Genomic DNA, 19,892 nt, shown 5'->3' on the forward strand with positions numbered 1-19,892 from the left:
CGCTCCTACCCCACACCTCGTAGGAGCGAATCGGGCGGCGTTCCGCTCATTCGCGATCAATCACTGTGTAGTCCAAAACCGCTTCACGTGTAGGCAACGTCCTGTTCTGCCTTTTGCTCTCTACTCGATCCCGCTTCTCGGCCAGAATCGTTGGCCGCCCCTGTAGAGAACATCCCCATGCCCGATCCCGCCAGCGCGCCGCTTTTTCGTCTGGAGATCGCCCGTCTGCGTCATTGTTTTACCGTCCTTTCGTTACAAGGCATGGAAGCAATCAGTCAGCCTTTTGCCTTTGAGCTTGAGGTCGTCAACGAAGGGCTTGAGGTGAATCTGGCAAGTCTGATGTACAAGCCGGTGTTCCTCTGCTTTCAAGGCAGCGATCATGGTTTTCATGGGCAGATTCACGGCGCGAGTCGCAGTCATTTCCGTCCCGGGCCTGCCTGCTACCGGCTGAAAGTCGGTCCGCGGCTGGCCTGTCTCGGGCAACGTTACAATCAGCGTATCTTTCAACACATGACCGCTCCGCAGATCATCGCCAGGGTCCTGGAGGAACATGGACTGCGCAAAGGCAGCTATCGCTTCGAGCTGAAAACCCAGTGCCGGGAGCGCGAATATTGTGCGCAGTATCAGGAGTCCGACCTGCAACTGGTGCAGCGCCTGTGTGCCGAAGAAGGTATCCACTATCACTTTGTTCATTCCCGTCGGCGCCATGAGGTGGTGTTCGGCGATAGCCTGCGGGGCTTTCGTCCAACGCCTGCGGCGCCCTGGCGACAATTGCCGAAACCGTCTGGCGTTACCCGCTTTGCTGTCAGCATCAAGGGCCAGGATTTGCCGGGCTCCCGCGCCAGGCAACGAGCCGAGGGCGAAAGCAGCCTGCCATTTGTGATGTCGGGGTATTTATTGCCGCTGACGGGCCACCCCGAGGTTGAGTGGAATCACATGTGGCTGCTAAGCCGGGTTGAGCATCGTTACCAGGAGTCTGTACCGGAGGATGGAAGCGCAGAGCGGTATACCAATCGGTTCCATGCCGTTCCCTGGGAAGTCGGCTTCAGCGTGCCTGAGCCGCAACCCCGCTCGAAAGTGCCGCAACTGCAACGGGCCTGGGTCATCGGCCCGGCAGGGATGGAGGTCGGGCTTGATTCGGTTGGTCGTCTCAAGGTGCAACTTGAGTGGGGGCTACAGGGGCGGGGAGCGCGCTACAACGATTGCTGGCTGCCCGTGATGCCTGGCCTTGAACTGGTATTTACCGGCGGGATGGAGGTACTGGTGAGTTTGCTCGATGACGATATGGACCGGCCGATGATCATCGCCTGCCTGCACTCTCGCGCCTGTGAGCCGGTTTTCACGCAGTCCGCAGATGTATTGCCTGCCGACAGTGTTCAGGCGCAGCTGGATTGGCAGATGATCATGGGGAATAAGCGACGCTTTCGTCTGGAGAACGGGCCGACGGTGTCTTTTGAAGAAGGCAGCGAGCTGTCGTTGAGCATTGGTTCCAGTCGGGTCCGGCTTGATTCAAGTGGCCTGACCCTGACCAGTCCGCGTATTACCTTTGCCGGCAAGATGGCCGAGAGCGATCAGTAGGTAAACCAGCCGTCCTTGCGGTTAAGGCGCCAGGCAATGCTTCCAAGGCTTAAGCCGCGCAGCAGGGTAAATGCCAGGAAGGTCAGCCAGAGCCCGTGATTGCCCTGATCGACTGCAATAAAGGCGACGGGAGCGATGAGTATCACGCTGATCAGCATTGCATTGCGCATCTCCCGGGCGCGGGTTGCGCCGATGAACAGACCGTCCAGCAAGTAGCTCCAGACCGCTAGCAAAGGCATTGCAGCCAGATAAGGCAGGTAGATGAGGGCGGTTTCACGCACTTCGGGGATGTTGGTCTGCATCTGCACGAACAGATGCCCGCCCGTCAGGAACAGCAGGGCAAAAGCTGAACTGGCAATCAGCGACCAGCCACCGGCCACCACCAGCGAGCGGCGTAATGCCGTCCGGTCGCGTGCTCCAATGGCATGGCCACACAGGGCCTCTACGGCATGGGCCAGCCCGTCCAGCGCATGGGAGGTCAGCAACAGGCCGTTGAGCAGCAGGGCGTTGGCGGCGACGGTTGCATCGCCCAGTCGGGCGCCTTGAGCGGTGATCAGGAACATGATCGATTGCAGTGCCAGGGTGCGAATGAAAATGTCGCGGTTGACCGCCAGCAGTGGTCGCCAGTTGCTCCAGAGCTTCAGGGCGGCCCAGACAATCTTGCCAGACCAGGCCTGCAAGGCTTTGCGAGCCATGACCAGGCCTAGTAATGCGCCGGTCCACTCGGCGAGCACCGATGCCCGTGCCGAACCGACGACACCCCAGTCCAGGCCCAGAACGAACCACAGGTTGAGAATGATGTTCACCGTATTGGTGATCAGCAGAATCGCCAACGGCGCCCTGGCGTTCTGGGTGCCGAGAAACCAGCCCACCAGCGCGTAGCTGGCCAGTGCTGCAGGCAGGCCGAAAAGTCGGGCGTGGAAGAAGTCGAGTGTCATCTGTTGCAGGTCGGCCGAAGGTTGCATGATCGACAGAGCCAGATGACTGAATGGCAAGGCAATCAGCCCGAGCAGGAAGGCCAGCCCCATGGCCAGGAGCAGGCCTTGCAGCAGAATCTGACGCAAGGCCGCGCCGTCACCACGCCCCGCAGCCTGAGCTGCAAAACCGGTGGTGCCCATGCGCAGAAAACCCATGGCCCATGCCAGAAAGGTGTAGAGCGTGGCGCCCACAGCGACTGCGCCCAATTGATGGGCGTGGGGCAAGTGGCCAATCACGGCGGTGTCGACCAGCGCTACCAGCGGTACTGAAATATTCGACAGGATCATCGGCAGCGCCAGGCCCCAGACTCGATGATGAGTGGGGCGATGACGCCAATCGCTGGACAACTTGGACATGAGGACTCCCGGCAAGGCGGGCATTGTAGCCCTAATACCGGTCAGTCAGAACGTGCTATGCAGGAGCGCAATCAGTGGATGATCCAGCTCAGTAGCCACAACCCCAGCGCCAGCCAGATGATGCCCATGATGATGGAGGCGCGCATGAAGGCGCGGATGGCGGAGTAAAGAAGCATCAGGCCGATGACCAGCGCAACGATGCTGATCAGTGAAGCGTCCATGCCCAGAGTGCGGGACAAGCCGTCAACGAAATTGCCGCCGGCATGGGTAAAACCGTTGAACAGCCAGGCCAGGGTATCCACGATGAAGCGAATCACTGACCCGATTGCCTGCCCCAGCCATTCAAAAAAGCTTTCTACCTTCATATGTGCATCCTGATCACGGTTATAGGTCTGCTCGCTTTGGCTATCGGGCAGTATGGCTAGTTCCGTGGATCATGAAGTTCGTGTCATTGCACCTGAAAGATTTTCGGCTCGGGAAACAGGTTGTTCAGGGTTTCCAGCAAGCGGACGTGATAGATCGGCTTGCGGAACAGGTCCAGCACCTGCAGGCGCAGCAGGTCGCTGACATCTTCCATGTCGGCATGGCCTGAGGTGACAATCACAGGCAGATGCTGGCGCGAAGTATGTTCACGCAGTCGTTTTATCAACTGAATGCCGCTTTCCTCCGGCATACGCAAATCGGTAATGACCAGAGCGATATCCGGGTGGCGAGTCAGCTGTTGCAAGGCAATCTTGACCGAGGACGCAGTGAAGCAGCAGAACCCCTCGCCTTCGAGTAGTTCTGCCAACTCTTCATTGGCGTCCTCTTCGTCATCAACCAGAAGCAGCTGTTGGCGTGTGGGGTGGACGGCCATAGTGATACCTATAAAAAACGTTGGTAACGGCCTCGGATCTTACAACACTTTGTCCTCGTTCAATCAAGCCGTCAGACTGCCGTACCGCCCAATGCAACCAGCACCTGGTTGAAAATGATTCTGACCTGAGCACTGATGGCCGGAACGAAGGCAACGATGGCGACCGCCACCATGGCAGCGAGCAGTACATATTCGATAGCCGATGCGGCTTCCCGGTTTTTGAGGAATGCCTGAATTTGCGTATAAGCGCGTATGTATAAATTGGTAAGGAACATCACAATTCTCCTTGCACCATTCATGGCGCGGGTAATACCAGCCGTTTTCATACATCCCCTTGCAGTTACAGCATTGCCCTCAACTCGCGAACCCACAACCGTAATAAAGCATTAATCACAAAGTTATAGCGGGCCCTGTGGTTCGCAATTCAGGTATTCAGATAAGGATATTTCGCAGGGCTTAATGGCGTTTTGGGTGGTGTGGGCTACCTTCAAAAGAGCAGCATGTGATTGTTCTTCATTGCTATTGCGAAGTTGATGCGTTGGATTGAGGTGATCATGCGATGACAAAGGAAGCGTTGCCATGAGCAGTCGTATCACCATGGTGCTCGCTGTCGTTTTTTTACTCGGAGCGATATTGGCCGGGTATCTGGGAATAATGGTCAGTAAAGAGCCAGCGGCGCCACCCGTGGAGGCTCCTGTCGTTGAGGCTCCGCCACCTGTCGAAGTTGCGCCGCCTGCCCCGCCCGTGGAAGAAGCGCTGCGCCATAATGTCGTGGTGCTGGCGCACGATGTTCCTGCCTACACCCCAATTCAGGCTGAAGACCTGGTGATCGAGCGCCTGAAGGTTGCGCCTGCCGGGAGTTTCAGCAATATTGACCAGGTTGTGAATCGCAGTACCTGGCGCACGCTGGCGGCAGGAACCTGGTTGAGTGAAAGCAGTTTCGAGGCCGGAGGCACGCTGGCGCGGATGATTCGTCCTGACGAACGCGCACTGGCTTTGGCCGTTGATGAGGTGATTGGCGCGTCCGGGCAGCTCAGCCCCGGAGATTATGTCGATGTTCTGCTTTATCTGCCTGAAGACACCACTAATCCTGTCCGCTCCAGCCAGGTCGTGGTGCCTGCCTTGAGAGTCCTGAGCGTCGGTGAGCTTCTTGGTCCGACCCGTGATGGCAAGCCCGCACAAGATATCAGTATCGAAGAACGCATCAGGCTGGAGCAGCAGCGCCTGAGCGCCCGATCGGTGGTGGTGGCTGTGCCCGAATCGTTATTGGTGCGCTTGTTACTGGCTACCCAGACCGGCGTGATGCGCCTGGCGGTACGAAGTGCCGATGAGGGCAACCTTCAAGATTACTGGAGCGGCGATGCCAGCCGTCCCGATGTTGCCGTGCGCCTGGATTCTGCCAGGCGCAATCTGGTGCAGTTCAGCCAATTGGCTCTGAGTGCTCCGGCCACCAGTCATATCGGTGCGTCTCGCGGATCTCGTGGCGTTGAGGTGATTCGCGGCAACCAGGTTACGCAACAAACCCCCTGATTGAGCAAGGAAGCATTTGATGAACCGTTGTTTCGTACCGGTTTTAAAACGTCACGCGCTGTTTTTGCTGCTCGCCGGGCTGGGCGTGAACACAAGCTGGGCGGCTTCCGGCAATGGCTGCAAGAATCTTGCTGCCCTGCCAGCGGTGCTGGAGGTCAGCCAGGGCATGCAGCAGGATGTACGTTCGCCGGTGGCCATTACCCGGATTGCCGTGGGTGATCCCAAGGTTGCCGATGTACTGGTCAATGGCAATCAGGGCTTTCTGTTGACCGGCATTGCACGTGGCGCTACCAGTTTGATGGTCTGGACGGCCTGCTCGACTTCTCCTCGCCAAAGCATGGTATTCGTACGCGGAGGAGATGCTTCCGCGCTGGTCGATGCCTTGCCGGTGCCTTCTCTGGATCCTCAGTTGCCCAGTCAGGTCCAGACCGATATTCGTTTCATTGAAGTCAGCCGTAGCAAACTCAAGGAGGCCAGTACTTCGATCTTCGGTACTGGCTCGAACAACTTTCTGTTTGGTTCTCCCGGCACCGTAACCGACGTCACGGTCTCGCCTGGTACGGTCGGCTCCACGCGGCCCGCCATCGGTTTGAATAACAACAACTTCAATATCGTGTGGGGCGGTGGCAGCAGCAAGGTCCTGGGCATGATCAATGCCATGGAAGGCAGCGGCTTTGCCTACACCCTGGCGCGTCCGAGCCTTGTGGCATTGAACGGACAAAGCGCGAGCTTTCTGGCGGGTGGTGAGTTCCCGGTGCCGGTGCCCAGCGGGGATGGAAATGGCATCTCCATTGAATACAAGGAGTACGGCGTGCGTCTGACCCTGACGCCCACTGTGGTCGGACGTAACCGGATACTGCTCAAGGTTGCGCCCGAGGTCAGCGAACTGGATTTTTCGGCCGGCATCACTATCTCCGGCACCACTGTGCCTGCACTCAATATACGGCGTACCGATACCAGCATTTCTCTGGCCGATGGGGAAAGCTTTGTTGTCAGTGGCCTGATCAGCTCCAGCAATATTGCCTCTGTGGACAAGTTTCCCGGCCTGGGCGATATCCCGATTCTGGGGGCTCTGTTTCGCAATTCGCAGATTCAGCGCGATGAGCGTGAACTGCTGATGATCGTCACTCCGCATCTGGTCCAGCCACTGGCGGTCAATGCGCAACTGCCCACGCTGCCCGGTGAAGGCCTGCGTAATTACGACCCGAATTTCTTCCGTATGTATTTCCTTGAGAACGGCGATTTCGAGCGCCGTAGCGGGTTATCTCAATGAGCCAGAGCCTGAGTCAGACATTCCTGGCGATTACCCGCAACCCCACCGATCTTGAATGGTTGCAGGGTGCATTGGGTTCGCTGGGGCAGGTGGTGAGTGCCGGCAGCGGCAGCCTGGACGATTTGCTGGCGCTGGTGGACGTGACCTTCGCCAGCGTGGTGTTCGTGGGGCTGGATCGTGAACATTTGATGAACCAGAGCGCGCTGATCGAGGGTGCTCTGGAAGCCAAGCCGATGCTGGCGATTGTCGCTTTGGGCGACGGTATGGATAACCAGTTGGTGCTCAATGCCATGCGCGCCGGTGCCAGGGATTTCGTGGCCTATGGCTCGCGTTCCAGTGAAGTCGCCGGTCTGGTCAGGCGCTTGAGCAAACGCCTGCCTGCGGTGACGCCCAACCCCAACATGAGCGGTCTGACGGTGCTGTATGGCGCTCAATGCGATGGCGACGGAGCCTTGATAGCCTCTCACCTGGCGATGGTGGTGCAGAAGGCCGGGCAACGTACCTTGTTGCTGGATCTGGGCTTGCCCCGTGGTGACAGCCTGTCGATGCTCGGTCTTGAGTCGACGTTCAGTTTCGGTGATGCACTGCGCCATTTGCGCAGGCTGGACGCGACCCTTATCGACAGTGCTTTTACAACATCCGAAAACGGCTTGCGCATCCTGGCCTACACCGAGGCCGACGATCATCTGGAACAGTCCAGTGCGGCCGAGTTGTACATGCTGCTCAGTGCCCTGCGCCAGCATTTCCAGCACGTCATCGTGAATCTGGTGGGCCAGCCGGACAGCGAAGCCCTGCGTACCTTTGTAAGTCACTGCGACCAGCTGCTGTGGTACGCCGACCAGAGCGTGATCGAGTGCCGGCGCAATCTGGCGGTGCTCAATCTGTGGCGGGAAAAGGGCATGAAGATGCAGCACGCCGGGTTGCTGATCGATCGTTATTTGCGCTCGGTGGCACCCAATTCGGAAACGGTGGGGAAAACCTTCGGCCTGCCGGTGATTTCGGTCTTGCCGCTCAGCCCGGAATTGCGACTCAACGCCAAGAATCAGGGCGTGTCGTTGTTCGATCTGGCGCCCAGGGAATCGTTGTGTACGGGCTTGCGTCGCCTGGGCGATCACCTGGTCCGTCATTCCGACGCTTATGAAAAACCCAATGAAGGCTTCTTCACTCGGCTATGGGGGAATAAATAATGCCGGAAAAACTGTTTGGCGTTGCTTCGCGCGCTCAGGGCAGCACGGATGACGGGCAGGGGCTCAAGCTGGTACTGCACCGTTACATCATCGATGGCATCGAGGAGAGCGGCAGGAACCTGCTCGAAGGTTCGCGACCGGTGCTGGCGCAGTTCGTGATCGACAAGGTTGCCGAATATGTCGCCCGGCTACGGCTGGCCATTTCTCGTTATGAGATGGAGCGTCTTGCCGAGGAACTGGTCGATGAACTGACCGGTTTCGGCCCGCTGGAGGTGTTGCTGCGCGATAGCGCCGTGACGGAAATTCTGGTCAACGGGCCGGGCAAGGTCTTTGTGGAACGTGACGGCGTATTGCACCACACCGACTTGCGCTTCATCGACTCGCACCACGTCGAGCGGGTCATGCAGCGCATCCTGGCGCCCCTTGGCCGCCGGCTGGATGAGTCCTCGCCCATGGTGGATGCGCGGCTGCCCGACGGCAGCCGGGTCAACGCGATCATTCCGCCGATTGCCCTGGACGGGCCGTGTCTGTCGATCCGGAAGTTTCGCAAGGACATGCTCAAGAGCACCGACCTGGTGGCGATGCAGACCATCGATCAATCGATCTTCGACTTTTTCCAGGAGGCGGTGGGCAAGCGTTGCAACGTATTGGTCAGCGGCGGTACCGGTACCGGCAAGACCACCATGCTCAACGTGCTCAGTCAGTTGATCGACACGCACCAGCGGCTGGTGACCATTGAAGACGTTGCCGAACTGCAATTGATTCACCCCCACGTGGTACGCCTGGAAACCCGACCGCCCAATGCCGAAGGCCATGGTGAGGTCCGTGCCAGCGACCTGATCCGCAACTCCCTGCGGATGCGCCCGGACCGCATCATCCTCGGGGAGATTCGTGGCGTGGAAGTGCTGGATGTGCTGACTGCCATGAACACCGGCCACGATGGCTCCATGAGCACGGTACACGCCAACAACGCTCAGGATGCGCTGTTGCGTCTGGAAACCCTGGTCGGCCTGACCGGACGGCAGATCCCCGAGAGAACCCTGCGGCAAATGATATGCGCGGCGCTGGACGTCATCATCCAGTTGGCTCGCCTGCCCGATGGCCGTCGTTGCGTCAGCGAAGTGGTGGAGGTGGTGGGTATCCGCGACGACATTTATGTCACCAACACTCTTTTCCGTCTCGACCGGCGTACTGGCATCGGCTTTCATCGCGAGGCCGTGCATGCCGCAGGTGACAAATTGCGGCCGTCTTACTGACGCGAGCAGGGAGGCTGCCCCATGAAAGCATCACTGGTTCTGGCGATCATTTTTGTGCTGCTGTTGGGTGCTGCGCTCTACATGTTTTATCTGGCGCTGAATCGGGGGGCGAGCGAGCGAGTGATGCAGCGCTTGCAGGTTGGGCAGCCGATAGCGATCGAAGAAAAGCCCGGCATTGAATGGCTGGAACGCGCCTTCTTGCGCGCCGGGCTGGGCAAGCCAACAGAGCGTATTGGCCTGGCGATTACCTTATGGACGCTATCGATACTGCTGGGTTACCTCATGGGCGACTGGTTCGGTTTCGGGGTCGGGCTGGTAGCCGCTCCACTGACGCTGCGCATGTTTATTTCCTGGCGTTATCGCAAGCGGGTGCGGCGCATGATCGAGCAATTGCCGCAGATGCTCGATCACACCGTACGCAGCCTGAAATCAGGCCGGACCCTGGCCGATGCGGTGCTGCATGGTATCGAGGCGGCGGACCAGCCGTTGCGCGACGGCATGCTGCGGATCGAGCGAAACGTGCAAATGGGCGTCAGCCTGCCCGACGCTGCACGGGATTTTGCCGAGCTGTACGAGCGCGATGAATTTCACCTGTTTGCGCTTGGGCTGAAGGTCAACCATCGCTATGGCGGCAATGCCAGCGAACTGATGGAGAACCTGATCAAGCTGATCCGCGAGCGCGAGCAGGCGGGCCGTCAGTTGCGTGCCATGACCGGCGAAACGCGCATGACCGCCATCGTGTTGGCGCTGTTGCCCATTGCGATGGTTGGTTATTTCATGCTGACCAATCCCAATTACCTGATGCACATGTGGAACGACAGCGGCGGGCAGCGAATGCTGATTGTCGCGTTCTCCTTTCAGGTGATGGGTTGCCTGACGTTGTGGCGCATGTTGCGGAGTGTATGAAATGGGCCTGACCATCAGTGCGGTGATGTTTGTGGCGGCAGCCTTGTTGCTGCTGTCCAACCTGGCTCGCCAGCGCCGCAACGAGCGTCAGGTCGCCTTGCGTCTCAAGGGGCAGATGGTGCGCGAAAGCCGTATCGGCAGTTGGCTGCGCTTGTTGGGCGATACACGCCTTGGGCAGCGCTCGATCAGCCTTGATAACGAAACCCAGGTCCTGCTCAACCGTATCGGTTGGCGTCGGGCCAGCAAGCGTTCGTTGTATGCGGCTTGCCAGATTGGCGTACCCATCGGGCTTTTGGTTCTGGTCATTCTGCTCCAGGTGCTGTTTTTCAATTCTGTCGAGCAGCCCTTTATTGCACCGGTCTTTGCGTTTGGTGTGGGTTATCTGATCCCTAAACGGGCGCTGGCTGCCTTCGCCCAGCATCGTCAGAAGCAAGTGGTGGTAGAGATCTCGACCTTCATTCCACTGCTGCGCATCCTCTTCGAGTCCGGTATGGCTGTGGAGCAGGCGCTGCGGGTACTGAGCAACGAGGGCAAGGACTTGCTGCCGGTGCTGTCCGAGGAAATCCGCGTGATTCTGGTGCGGGTCGATTCCGGGCTGGAGCTGGGAGATGAGTTGAGAAAGTCCGCAGCCCTGCTGGCCGTGGACGAGTTCAGCGACACCTGCGTGATCCTCAATCAATTGATTCATCAGGGCGGTGGGGCTTTGCGGTCCTTGCTGGCCCTTAAGCAGTTGCTCGACGACCGCCGCCTGACGCGCTTGCAGGAATACATCTCCAAACTGTCGGCCAAGATGTCGGTGGTGATGATGGTTTTTTTGTTCCCGGCGTTATTGATTGTGCTGGCCGGGCCAGGATTTACCGCCATCGGTCATGCCTTGGGCGGCCGGTGAAACGTGCATGGATGAAGGACGTGTTGCAATGAAAGCAGTGATGATCTTCGTGGGGCTTTTGATGCTGGGTGGATGCGCCACCAACGGCACTGCGCCCTGGATGCAGTCGTCGGCCGGAACGGGCACTTGCCCCAAACCGACATCCGACCAGGAGTTCACCCTGAATCTGGCACAGAACATGGCCGATGAAGGGCGTTTGCATGCCAGCCTGGCCAACCTGGAAAGCCTGCCCGACAATCTTGATGAAGTGCGGCTGCGAAAGGCACGGGTATTGCGCTTGCTGGGCAGTCGCGAAGCCGAGCCTTTGTACCGCAGCCTGCTGGGCACTTGCCGGGCTGCGCAAGGCGAGCATGGTCTTGGGCAGCTGGCGGCGTCTCGTGGCGACAATGTCCAGGCGCAGCAGCATTTGCTCCGGGCCAGCAAACTGGCGCCAACCGATGAAAAAATCCGCAACGATCTTGGTGTGGTTTATCTCAACCAGCTGAATCTGGAGCAGGCCCGCTTCCAGTTCCTTACCGCCATCGAACTCCGGCAGTCCGACACCCTGGCGGCCGCCAATCTGGTCACGCTGCTGATCTATCAGGATAACTGGACCCAGGCCGCAGAACTGGCTTCCAGGGCAGGACTGACGGCACAGCAGGTCAGTGACGCGCAGGTCCGGGCAGAAAAACTGAAAACGCCTGCTGCCAGCCGTTCTATCTCGAATGGCCAGGTAACAGCCATGCGTGACCAATCAGAGGAGGCACATCCATGAGGAGCATAATCTTCGGCGGTATTCTGCTGTTCGGCTTGTGCGCAGACGCATGGGCCATCGATGAAGGACCTTCATCGGCTCCGCAGAAGCAGACCGAGGCCTGGCTGCAACTGCAGATTGGTGGCAGTGCGGCTTCGCCCACTCCGCAAACCCTCACTCCCGTCGAACGCGAGTTGAGCCTGCAACGCTGGCTTGAAACCTACAAGCATGAGATCCCGGATTTTTATGAGCAGAAGAAGGGAGGAAGTATCTCGTCGGGCGGGAAATAATCGCCCCGTGCCCTTCTTCAAAGTCGGGTAGGAGCGAATGAATTCGCTCCTACATGGCTGATATTCGTTGCCGATTCGGTGACAGTGCCAGCGCCAACTGGGTGCGGTTATGCATGTGGGTCAGGCGCAGAACCTGCGAGACATAAAGTTTGACGGTGTTTTCCGTGATGCCCAGCTCGCAGGCGATCTGGTAATTGGTCTGGCCTTTGCTGACCAGCCTGGCGACAGCGAGTTGTCTGGGGGATAGCTGGGCGAAAAGCTTGTTCTCGGCGTCGAGGCTGTCTTGTTCCAGCGTGCTCTGTTTTTTATCCAGGTTCTTGTACAAGTCGTCGATGGAGGCCGCCAGATACTGGAGCTTTTCGTTGAGCAGCCCCAACTGCTGAAGATTCTTTTGCCGCTCTTGCAGGGCCAGTTCCTGAGTCTGGATACCCTGAAGCAGCTCGTCCAGATTGACGGGTTTCTGATAGTAGTCGGCGATCCCGGCACGCAGAGCCTTGATCACGTCTTTCTTCTCGGCCAGGCCAGTCAGCATGATGGCTTCAAACAGGTGTTTCTTGCCGCCAACCAGCTTCATGGCTTCGACCATCTCGATTCCGTTCATGCCCGGCATGTCCAGATCGCACAGCACGATGCCGATGCTGTCGTCGTTGCGAAACTGTTCGATGGCCTCGCTGCCTGAGTGACAAGGGATACAGTGATAGCCGTTGTTCCCGAGAAAATCGCTCAGTTCTTCAACGATAAGAGGCTGGTCATCGACAACCAGAACTTTGACGGTCGAATACTTGTTCACTCGCTACTCCATGCCGACGAGTCATAACAACTGACAGATGCCCGGTCCATATCAGCAAAACAAGGTTTACGATTTACCGTAGTCGTACTTTCCGGCTATGTACATAGCGCTAAGGTGTGATTCGACTAGTGGATGCACAGAGCCGTCAATAAAAAGCCTGTGAACAGGAAAGGCGAGAAGGGTTGTTTATTTGTCGCTTCGGCATTCATGTAGGTATAACGCTGCGTAACTCTCTGTCCTATAAGGGGCCAGACTTTTTGACGAATGATCAACCATATCAACATGACCAGTCCCGCACCGATAAAAGTGCCCAGCAAGTGCAGGCTGCTGCTCGCCAGAGCCAGCGCCGCCAGCAGCTTCACATCGCCTGCGCCCAGTCTGCCAAGGGCATAACCGGGTAGCGTCAGCGCCACCGCCAATAAAAGCGCCCAGCCAGCATCGGCAGATTCAAACCCCAGCCATGTATGGCCGCTGTACAACAGATAAGCCAGTGCGAGGGTAAAACCGCCTAATGTCAGCCAGTTGGATATCAGTCGTTGCCGGGCGTCCTGTTCCGCACATATGGCGAACCAGGCGAGTAGGAAAAGTAATTCCATTGTATAAAAAACATCCTGTTTTCCTGAAAGAACCTATGCTGTCTTAACGGTAGTAAATGTCAGGGTGGACGTCGACATGCCAACAGCCTTTCATAAATCCTCCCGTCGAAAACAGAAGGGCGCCGCTGCAATCGAGTTTGCGGTGGTGTTCGTTGTGTTCTTTGCTGTTTTCTATGGCGTAGTGAGTTATAGCCTCCCATTGCTGATGGTGCAGTCTTTCAATGCTGCCGTCAGCGAGGCGGTGCGCCGAAGTGTGGCGTTGAGCCCGACGGTCGCCAACTACGACACCTTGCTGGTCAGCCAGGCCAGTGCAGTCCTGACCACCCAACTGGCCTGGATGCCTGCCGCGCTGGGTTTCACTGCCTCCGACATGAGCGTGAGCTATACGGCTGGCGTCCTGACGGTGAGGATTCACTACCCCAAGAGCAAGCTGACCAGAATTCTGCCGGTGTTGACCCTGCCAGGAATCGGCGAAGTTCCGAACCTGCCGACCAACCTTTCTGCCCAAGCGAGTTTGCAACTTGTCCCTTGATAAAACACGTTTGAGTCGTTGGCTGGGCCGCTCCGACACGCCGGCCGCCCCGCAACCCGTGCCTGCGACAGTCGAGCCGGAAACGATTGGCGCGGATCTCTATTTGCTGCTCGATGGCGAGGGGCGGGTGCAGAGCGTCAGCCCGCATTTGCTCTCGCGTCTGGGAATCACCGCCCAGTACGTATCGATGCAGCGACTGATGAGCCTGCTATTGCCCAACAGTGCCCTGGTGATCGAAGGCGTGCCGTCGGACTGGATGGGGCACATGCTCGATCTGGACTTCAAGAGTGCAGATGCCCACACCCTGCATGCCCGTGGCTGGGTCCAGGCCCACGGCAAGGACTGGCTGTTGCAACTGATGGACATCAGCGACCTGATGGAGGAGGCCAGCGCCGCCCGCAGTCGTCAGCAATGCCTGCGTATTGCCGGGCAGATAGCCGAAAGGATACGGGTTTGCAACGTTGACCGGCTGGCCGCAGTGGTAGCCGAACAGCTTGAGGAGCTGGCACAGCTCTGGCACATCCCCTGCGTGGCATTGGTGCTGCCGGAGATCAACGGCATAGGCTGGCGAGTCTATGCCCAATACCACGCTCATACCGCGCCGGAGTTATGGCAGGTCGGGCAACGGCTTGGCGTTGAACTGGACAGGCTGGATGCCAATATCAGCCATCAACTGGCGTTTGGCGCCGGTACTGATCTGGTGCAATTGCAAAGTGCCTTCGGCAATGCCGATGGATTTGTCATGCCTCACAGCCGTGACAGCGTTGCCAAGGCCTGGTTGATGTTCGGCTTCTACAACGCGCAGCAGCAAGCGCCGGACCTGGGCGAACGCGAGTGGCTGAACCTGTGCTCGGCTCTGGCTGGGCCTGTGCTGTTCCGTATGTCGGAGCAGCATAACCGTCACCATGTCGAGCGTCTGGCGGTGCTTCAGGATCTGCTGGGTACCGGCTGGTGGGAGTTGCTGCCCAGCAGCGATGAGATTCTGCTGGCCCCGCAGCTGGCGCGCAGTTTGCGCCTCAATGACAGGGTTGATCGTCTGCCTCGTCAGGACTGGCTGGCGATGATTCATCCGGCCGACCGGCAGGAGTTATCCACTCGTCTTGTCCAGTTGCGTGACAAGGGCACGCCGATGCTGTTGTGTGTGCGCCTGCTTCAGACCGATCCTGCACAGGAAAATATCTGGTTTCGCATTCAGGGCCAGGCCCTGATCAGTGGCCAGGTACAGCGCGTGCTGGGTTTCATGCTTGATGTCAGTGATATCAAGAATCAGGAAACCAATGCGGCGGCGGCTCATGCGCGGCTGGATAACCTGATCGCCAGTTCGCCAGCGGTGATCTACGTCCAGCGCTATGACCAGGGCAATCTGGAACCGAGCTTTTTCAGCGACAGCCTCAAGCCTCTGTTGGGCTGGACATTGGCCGAGTGTGTCGACGGGCAACTGGCCGGGTACATCCATCACGACGATCAGGACATCTGGTTCGATCGCAACCGGCAGTTACTGCGCGAAGGCTTTGTCAGCCGCCGTTACCGGCTGCGCGACAAGAAGGGCGATTATCACTGGCTGCTGGATGAGGCGCGGTTGCTGCGTGATGATCTCGGAATGCCCGTGGAAGCTGTGGGGCTGTGGCTTGACGTCACCGATGCCACCCTGGCGGCCGAACAGGTGCGCAAGAGCGAGGAGCGTTACCGGATTCTGGTGGAAGACTCGCCGGCGATGATCTGCCGTTACACCCCGGATCTGGTACTCAGCTTCGGCAACCGTCCATTGGCCAATTACATGGAGTGTACGCCGGAGCAACTGACGGGCATCAACCTGGGGGACTGGCTCTCGGATGAGCAACGTGAAGCCTTCAAAAAGCGTATTGCTCTGCTGACCCCTGAAGCGCCCATGAGTACAGAGGAAATCTGCATCGAGCTGCCCGGACGGGAATATGCCTGGTGGGTATGGGCCGACCGGGGCGTGTTCGATGAAGAGGGTAAGCTGATCGAGATCCAGGCGGTCGGGCGCGATAACACCGATGTGCGCCGCTCTCGGATGCAACTGAACCAGAGTGCGAAAATGGCGACGCTGGGCGAGATGGCGACCGGTCTGGCACACGAGATCAACCAGCCGCTCAATGTCATGCGCATGGCGGTGGTCAACGTTCTCAAGCGTCTGGGCAAGGGCGATATCGATATCGACTACCTCACCGAAAAGCTCAATCGCATCGACACCCAGGTTCAGCGCGCAGCCCGTGTGGTGGATCATATGCGGGTATTTGGACGCCGCTCCGAGATCGAAGAGCAACTGTTCAATCCGATTCAGGCCGTGGAAGGCACCATCTCGATGCTCTCTGAGGGCATGAAGGGCAAGGGCGTGCAGATCCGTATCGGTGAAATGTGCGCGTCAGTGCAAGTACGCGGGCATGTGGATCAACTGGAGCAAGTGCTGATCAATCTGATGGTCAACGCCCGGGACGCCTTGCTTTCGCGTCGGGAAAAGGACCGCGACTTCGAGCCCTGGATCGGTCTTGAGGTGGAAGAGGACGAGAACATCATTCGCCTGTCGGTTCAAGACAACGGTGGCGGTATCGACCCGCGTCTGCTGGAGCGTATTTTCGAGCCGTTCTTCACCACCAAGCCGGTGGGTGTCGGCACCGGCCTGGGCTTGTCTGTCAGCTATGGCATCGTCGATCAGATGGGTGGGCAACTGAGTGTCAGCAATGTCGATGAGGGTGCCAGGTTCCAGATCGAGTTACCTATTTTCAAGCACTCCTAAATGACCAGTGTGGCCTGACCGAAGTTGCAACTGAGGTTGCCGCCCACCTCGGCGGGCGACAGGCTGAGGCCCAGCGCGTCGATCAGCGGATCTACCACAGATGTCAGCAAGGGCCTGAGGGTACTGGCGACAATTCCGTCCAGGCTGGTGGTAATGGCCGCCAGCATGGACGCCGCTCCGGTTATCACGTTACCCAGGCCATTGGGGCTGGTAGTCGAGGGCTTGTAGACACTGACCTTTGCCCCTGAGATGACGCCGTCGAGCAATGTGCTGGGCAGAACCGCGGCTGCAGGGTCTAGAGGAAAGTAGGGCGAACTGCTGACTTCCGGAAGATTGGGTGAACTGAAGGTGCTGTTGGTCGAGGACGAACTTCCTCCCAGTGGCGACTGGCTGACAGGATCAAAACTGATCCCGACGCCTCCACCGCCAAAGGGTACTCGTGTGGTGCAACTGCCCAGCAAGCCAAGAATTTTCTGACAGGTCTGGGTGCCGATATCGATCACTGGGATGGGGATGGCGGTAATTGCGGAAGGGTCGGTGCTGGCTGGAAAGGCTCCTGCGCTGTCGATCAGGCCGATCTTGGTGCTGATCAACGCCGTATCGGTATGAACGGTCAACGTCTTGTTGGTGTTGCTGGTGCAGGTATAGCCGGTGACATAGGTGTCAGCGCTGGCCATTGAAATGCTGATATCGATTCTGGGGCCGGCGCTTGAGGATGAACTTGAAGTCAGCAGTTTTATGTCCGAAACCATGCAACTGGTCAGGCCGATGGCGCATGTGGTCGAGCCCAGCAGCCCGGCGAGGTTCAGGCTCAGGGCGCTGTTGATGACCGGGGTGAGGCTGCTGACCAGCGACGTGGCGGTATTGACCAGCGGAGTGATCGCCCCGAGCACTGGCAGATTGATCGAAACCAGTGCCCGCATCTGGGCAGTGCGGACATAGAGTCTGTTCGCTCCGGTCCTGGGGTTGAGCGGATCGATCTTGCTCGGGTCGCCAATGGCCGACAGTTGTGGTGGCTCGACTACCTGAACCCTGGTCGTGACTTGCGCCAGCCCGGCCAGGTTGATCTGTGCAGCAGCCGAAATGCCGTTCTTGTCATTGGCCAGTTGCGCGACACCTTGCACCAGATCGAACAGGCGCAGGTTGGTATTGAGCGCTGCGATATCCGTACTGCCCTGCACCGACAGCAAATCACCCAGCAGCACCGTGGTCGCGCCAGCCGCAATCTTCAAGGCTCGCAGGCCGCTTATGGTCGCAGTAGCGCTCAAGGTTCCGGCAGGGTCCAGCACATTGATCGCCGTCTGGATCAACTGGCTGACAGCGACATTCGTGTTCAGCACATCGGTGTAGCCCACGGCGTTGATGCTCAGGTCGGTCTTGAGCCGGTTGAGGTAGTTGAGCACGCTCAGTTCGGTGCCTGCGATTCCTTGCCAGTTGGCGACGCTGAGGTTCAGTGTTCCGCCCAGCAGGCTACCGATAACAGGGTTGAGGAGCGCTGCCTTGGCGCTGTCGATGGTCATTGCGGCGCTGCGGATGGTCAATGCCGCCAGGGGCGGTGTGCTTGCTGCAACCGCTGTTGCACTGAGTTGAATGTTTGCCGGAGTCGGTGTGCTGTCGAACAGCGCCGCGATGCCCGCCGCGATGCTTCGGGGGACGGCATGAGTGGCGACGACCTTGATGGCTTCGGGCTTGGTTGCATCGGCGGTAAAGGTGCGCCGGCTGTTGACGTCCAGCGCCAGGGTGCCGCAGTTGACCGTCAGCGTGCGGCTGTCGCTGCCCACCACGAAACTGTTGCGGGTGGCGCTCTGATTGGCGTAGGTGGAAGCACTTGTTCCTGAGGTGCAGGTGCCTTTGCGGCTGGCCGCCTCCAGTGCCGCCATGTCCGCTACACGCTGCAGTGAACGCTTTTCCAGATACAGCCTGCCGCTGTCGATGACAAGCAGCGTGCATAACAGGGCAATACCCAGGGTCAATGCAGCCAGCAAGCTAATGGCGCCTTGTTGCCGTGCCGGTAACGCGACATAACGATTCAGGGGAGACATCAGCACTCCTTCGGCCAAGCCGTCGCTCACTCGCCTGTGTGCAAAGGAGTGTAGACAAGGCCCGGGGAGGCTGCCGGATGGTTCTCTGAGTGTGCGGATTCATCCGCGAAGACGTATCAGCGCGGCGGATACTGCTCCAGGATTCTGGCCACGGTATTGCGCACGGCGGTATCGCGGGCGCTTGGGTTGGCGGCGTTTTCGCTCAGGATACGTTCGGTGCTGCCGCGCCAGACCAGTTTGCCGTCCTTGCCGTCGAACAGGTCGATCTGCAGGGTCGTGACCTTGTAATCCACGCTTCGGGTTTCTGTGGGGAACGGGCCGCCCCAATAGCCATAACCGCCCCACGGTCCCCAACCGGCATTGTTATTGGTGCTGACCAGTTGCTGGCGGTTTTCGACGATCAACCAGGCTTGCACCCGCAGATCGGCATGGGCACCGCCTGGTGCCATGCGCAGGCCGCGCTGGTCCAGTTGGTCGCTGATCGACTGGCGGATGCGCTGTTCGGTGAGGTCGCTCTTGATGCGTGGATCTTCGGGTTGATATTGCACGCCTGGCTCTTTCCAGCTCCAGCTGCGATAGCCGCCGAAATCCCGTTGGGCATCGAAGTCACGATTGATCTGATTGGTCTGGCAGGCTGTGAGTAGTACGGCCAGTGACAGCAAGGCTAGGCGGCGAAACATGGCAGTTCTCCGAAAGGGTTACGAAGGGGGATACGCCGTCAAGGCTTGTTGCACCGCCTGACGCAATGCTTTGCTGCGCGAGGCTTCATCGACGCCGCTTGTGGTGTCCGCGCTGGCACTCCAGACCGGCTGGCCGGTGCGGGCATCGAACAGGTTGATCTGCACCACCATCACTTTTTCCTGATAGGTACGCACGATGGGGACGCTGGCATAACCGCCGTAGCCATTACGATAACCGTTGTAGCGGCCATAGCCCACGCCGCCGCCATAGTACGGGTCTGAATAGTCTTCACGCACCTGACGCATTCGGGTTTCCTGGCGAATCGAGGCGCTGACATAGACGTCTGCCGGTTGGCCGTTGCGGTTAGGCCGCAGCCCGCGTTGATCCAGGCCATTGCTGACCGCATCGGCGACCTGTGCCGAATCCATCCACGCCGTGCCCGGCGGCAGATGCCCGTTGAGCCAGGCCCAGTTTCGATAGCGGCCATAATCTCGTGGCGCTGCCGGATAGGCGCTCATGTCCAGTGTGTTGGCCGCTTGCGGCGGAGCGGGTGGCATGGGTGCGGAGCTGGCGACATACGGGTTGTCGCTTTGGCAGGCACTCACGCTCAGGCAGATGGCGATCAAGGCGAGGCGGCGTTTCATGATGATCTCCGCGTGGT

At 58.8% G+C, this 19,892-nt stretch carries 20 protein-coding genes; 11 read left to right on the forward strand and 9 right to left on the reverse strand.

Features of this window, described 5'->3' with window-relative positions; translation table 11 throughout:
- Positions 1–177 precede the first annotated feature (177 nt).
- Positions 178–1,578, forward strand: coding sequence for a contractile injection system protein, VgrG/Pvc8 family (locus tag ACODS3_RS22100; RefSeq protein WP_201020355.1), 1,401 nt, complete (start codon positions 178–180; stop codon positions 1,576–1,578).
- Here the strand turns inward: ACODS3_RS22100 and ACODS3_RS22105 are convergent.
- The 4 genes from ACODS3_RS22105 to ACODS3_RS22120 all read right to left on the reverse strand — a co-directional run bounded on the left by ACODS3_RS22105 (position 1,572) and on the right by ACODS3_RS22120 (position 4,043).
- Entirely contained in the window at positions 1,572–2,912 is a 1,341-nt protein-coding gene (locus ACODS3_RS22105) for an MATE family efflux transporter (RefSeq protein ID WP_201020356.1), read from the reverse strand. The two genes, ACODS3_RS22100 and ACODS3_RS22105, sit on opposite strands and share 7 nt — an antisense overlap.
- Before the next feature lie 71 nt (positions 2,913–2,983).
- Positions 2,984–3,277: a hypothetical protein gene (locus ACODS3_RS22110; protein WP_201004996.1), complete on the reverse strand. Its 294-nt coding sequence runs from the start codon at positions 3,275–3,277 to the stop codon at positions 2,984–2,986.
- Positions 3,278–3,360: 83 nt separating this feature from the next.
- Entirely contained in the window at positions 3,361–3,768 is a 408-nt protein-coding gene (locus tag ACODS3_RS22115; RefSeq protein ID WP_201004994.1) for a response regulator, read from the reverse strand.
- 71 nt (positions 3,769–3,839) lie between these two features.
- On the reverse strand, positions 3,840–4,043 hold the full coding sequence (locus ACODS3_RS22120; RefSeq protein ID WP_201004992.1) for a Flp family type IVb pilin: 204 nt from the start codon (positions 4,041–4,043) through the stop codon (positions 3,840–3,842).
- Between the two features lie 304 nt (positions 4,044–4,347).
- Here ACODS3_RS22120 and cpaB point away from each other — a divergent pair, with 304 nt between their 5' ends.
- Genes cpaB through ACODS3_RS22160 form a run of 8 tightly spaced genes read left to right on the forward strand, consistent with a single transcriptional unit; the run spans position 4,348 to position 11,832 of the window.
- Positions 4,348–5,298 carry a Flp pilus assembly protein CpaB gene (cpaB, locus tag ACODS3_RS22125; RefSeq protein WP_304575975.1) on the forward strand — a complete coding sequence of 317 codons (951 nt, stop codon included), beginning with the start codon at positions 4,348–4,350 and terminating at the stop codon, positions 5,296–5,298.
- 19 nt (positions 5,299–5,317) lie between these two features.
- Complete coding sequence (locus ACODS3_RS22130; protein ID WP_201004988.1) at positions 5,318–6,571, forward strand: type II and III secretion system protein family protein; 1,254 nt, start codon at positions 5,318–5,320, stop codon at positions 6,569–6,571.
- Positions 6,568–7,758, forward strand: coding sequence for a CpaE/TadZ family protein (locus ACODS3_RS22135; protein ID WP_201004986.1), 1,191 nt, complete (start codon positions 6,568–6,570; stop codon positions 7,756–7,758). The genes ACODS3_RS22130 and ACODS3_RS22135 overlap by 4 nt, the downstream gene beginning before the upstream one ends.
- Positions 7,758–9,014, forward strand: coding sequence for a TadA family conjugal transfer-associated ATPase (locus tag ACODS3_RS22140; RefSeq protein WP_201004984.1), 1,257 nt, complete (start codon positions 7,758–7,760; stop codon positions 9,012–9,014). Before ACODS3_RS22135 ends, ACODS3_RS22140 begins: the two co-directional genes overlap by 1 nt.
- A gap of 21 nt (positions 9,015–9,035) precedes the next feature.
- Entirely contained in the window at positions 9,036–9,920 is an 885-nt protein-coding gene (locus ACODS3_RS22145; protein WP_201020360.1) for a type II secretion system F family protein, read from the forward strand.
- Between the two features lies 1 nt (position 9,921).
- Positions 9,922–10,809: a type II secretion system F family protein gene (locus ACODS3_RS22150; protein ID WP_489036283.1), complete on the forward strand. Its 888-nt coding sequence runs from the start codon at positions 9,922–9,924 to the stop codon at positions 10,807–10,809.
- Positions 10,810–10,837: 28 nt separating this feature from the next.
- Positions 10,838–11,563 (forward strand): tetratricopeptide repeat protein, encoded by a 726-nt coding sequence (locus ACODS3_RS22155; protein WP_304575973.1) that lies wholly within the window; start codon positions 10,838–10,840, stop codon positions 11,561–11,563.
- Positions 11,560–11,832 carry a DUF3613 domain-containing protein gene (locus ACODS3_RS22160; protein WP_304575972.1) on the forward strand — a complete coding sequence of 91 codons (273 nt, stop codon included), beginning with the start codon at positions 11,560–11,562 and terminating at the stop codon, positions 11,830–11,832. Before ACODS3_RS22155 ends, ACODS3_RS22160 begins: the two co-directional genes overlap by 4 nt.
- A 49-nt stretch (positions 11,833–11,881) precedes the next feature.
- Here the strand turns inward: ACODS3_RS22160 and ACODS3_RS22165 are convergent, their stop codons facing one another.
- Both ACODS3_RS22165 and ACODS3_RS22170 read right to left on the reverse strand, forming a co-directional pair.
- Positions 11,882–12,622: a response regulator transcription factor gene (locus tag ACODS3_RS22165; RefSeq protein ID WP_304575971.1), complete on the reverse strand. Its 741-nt coding sequence runs from the start codon at positions 12,620–12,622 to the stop codon at positions 11,882–11,884.
- A gap of 125 nt (positions 12,623–12,747) precedes the next feature.
- Positions 12,748–13,218 (reverse strand): prepilin peptidase, encoded by a 471-nt coding sequence (locus ACODS3_RS22170; protein WP_201020365.1) that lies wholly within the window; start codon positions 13,216–13,218, stop codon positions 12,748–12,750.
- Positions 13,219–13,294: 76 nt separating this feature from the next.
- On the opposite strand from ACODS3_RS22170, the gene ACODS3_RS22175 reads away from it, so the two are divergent.
- Positions 13,295–13,750, forward strand: a complete 456-nt coding sequence (locus tag ACODS3_RS22175) for a TadE/TadG family type IV pilus assembly protein (protein WP_201020366.1) — start codon at positions 13,295–13,297, stop codon at positions 13,748–13,750.
- A complete protein-coding gene (locus ACODS3_RS22180; protein WP_201020367.1) occupies positions 13,740–16,508 on the forward strand; it encodes a PAS domain-containing sensor histidine kinase in 2,769 nt (922 codons plus the stop codon). The genes ACODS3_RS22175 and ACODS3_RS22180 overlap by 11 nt, the downstream gene beginning before the upstream one ends.
- Here ACODS3_RS22180 and ACODS3_RS22185 read toward each other — a convergent pair.
- From ACODS3_RS22185 to ACODS3_RS22195, 3 genes are all read right to left on the reverse strand, one after another.
- Positions 16,505–18,550 carry a pilus assembly protein TadG-related protein gene (locus ACODS3_RS22185; protein WP_489036287.1) on the reverse strand — a complete coding sequence of 682 codons (2,046 nt, stop codon included), beginning with the start codon at positions 18,548–18,550 and terminating at the stop codon, positions 16,505–16,507. The two genes, ACODS3_RS22180 and ACODS3_RS22185, sit on opposite strands and share 4 nt — an antisense overlap.
- A gap of 116 nt (positions 18,551–18,666) precedes the next feature.
- Complete coding sequence (locus ACODS3_RS22190; RefSeq protein ID WP_489036289.1) at positions 18,667–19,230, reverse strand: DUF4136 domain-containing protein; 564 nt, start codon at positions 19,228–19,230, stop codon at positions 18,667–18,669.
- An 18-nt stretch (positions 19,231–19,248) separates the two neighbouring features.
- Complete coding sequence (locus tag ACODS3_RS22195; RefSeq protein ID WP_201020370.1) at positions 19,249–19,875, reverse strand: DUF4136 domain-containing protein; 627 nt, start codon at positions 19,873–19,875, stop codon at positions 19,249–19,251.
- Positions 19,876–19,892 lie beyond the last annotated feature (17 nt).

The sequence above is a fragment of the Pseudomonas sp. FG43 genome, from assembly GCF_057809175.1.

What these genes read in the sequence shown, in the direction of transcription:
- ACODS3_RS22145 (WP_201020360.1), top strand. Translation starts at nt 9,036, where the DNA reads ATGAAAGCATCACTGGTTCTGGCGATCATTTTTGTGCTGCTGTTGGGT.
- ACODS3_RS22115 (WP_201004994.1), bottom strand. Translation starts at nt 3,768, where the DNA reads ATGGCCGTCCACCCCACACGCCAACAGCTGCTTCTGGTTGATGACGAA.
- ACODS3_RS22120 (WP_201004992.1), bottom strand. Translation starts at nt 4,043, where the DNA reads ATGTTCCTTACCAATTTATACATACGCGCTTATACGCAAATTCAGGCA.
- ACODS3_RS22175 (WP_201020366.1), top strand. Translation starts at nt 13,295, where the DNA reads ATGCCAACAGCCTTTCATAAATCCTCCCGTCGAAAACAGAAGGGCGCC.
- ACODS3_RS22155 (WP_304575973.1), top strand. Translation starts at nt 10,838, where the DNA reads ATGAAAGCAGTGATGATCTTCGTGGGGCTTTTGATGCTGGGTGGATGC.
- ACODS3_RS22195 (WP_201020370.1), bottom strand. Translation starts at nt 19,875, where the DNA reads ATGAAACGCCGCCTCGCCTTGATCGCCATCTGCCTGAGCGTGAGTGCC.
- ACODS3_RS22100 (WP_201020355.1), top strand. Translation starts at nt 178, where the DNA reads ATGCCCGATCCCGCCAGCGCGCCGCTTTTTCGTCTGGAGATCGCCCGT.
- ACODS3_RS22170 (WP_201020365.1), bottom strand. Translation starts at nt 13,218, where the DNA reads ATGGAATTACTTTTCCTACTCGCCTGGTTCGCCATATGTGCGGAACAG.
- ACODS3_RS22190 (WP_489036289.1), bottom strand. Translation starts at nt 19,230, where the DNA reads ATGTTTCGCCGCCTAGCCTTGCTGTCACTGGCCGTACTACTCACAGCC.
- ACODS3_RS22140 (WP_201004984.1), top strand. Translation starts at nt 7,758, where the DNA reads ATGCCGGAAAAACTGTTTGGCGTTGCTTCGCGCGCTCAGGGCAGCACG.
- cpaB (WP_304575975.1), top strand. Translation starts at nt 4,348, where the DNA reads ATGAGCAGTCGTATCACCATGGTGCTCGCTGTCGTTTTTTTACTCGGA.
- ACODS3_RS22110 (WP_201004996.1), bottom strand. Translation starts at nt 3,277, where the DNA reads ATGAAGGTAGAAAGCTTTTTTGAATGGCTGGGGCAGGCAATCGGGTCA.
- ACODS3_RS22160 (WP_304575972.1), top strand. Translation starts at nt 11,560, where the DNA reads ATGAGGAGCATAATCTTCGGCGGTATTCTGCTGTTCGGCTTGTGCGCA.
- ACODS3_RS22135 (WP_201004986.1), top strand. Translation starts at nt 6,568, where the DNA reads ATGAGCCAGAGCCTGAGTCAGACATTCCTGGCGATTACCCGCAACCCC.
- ACODS3_RS22105 (WP_201020356.1), bottom strand. Translation starts at nt 2,912, where the DNA reads ATGTCCAAGTTGTCCAGCGATTGGCGTCATCGCCCCACTCATCATCGA.
- ACODS3_RS22130 (WP_201004988.1), top strand. Translation starts at nt 5,318, where the DNA reads ATGAACCGTTGTTTCGTACCGGTTTTAAAACGTCACGCGCTGTTTTTG.
- ACODS3_RS22185 (WP_489036287.1), bottom strand. Translation starts at nt 18,550, where the DNA reads ATGTCTCCCCTGAATCGTTATGTCGCGTTACCGGCACGGCAACAAGGC.
- ACODS3_RS22150 (WP_489036283.1), top strand. Translation starts at nt 9,922, where the DNA reads ATGGGCCTGACCATCAGTGCGGTGATGTTTGTGGCGGCAGCCTTGTTG.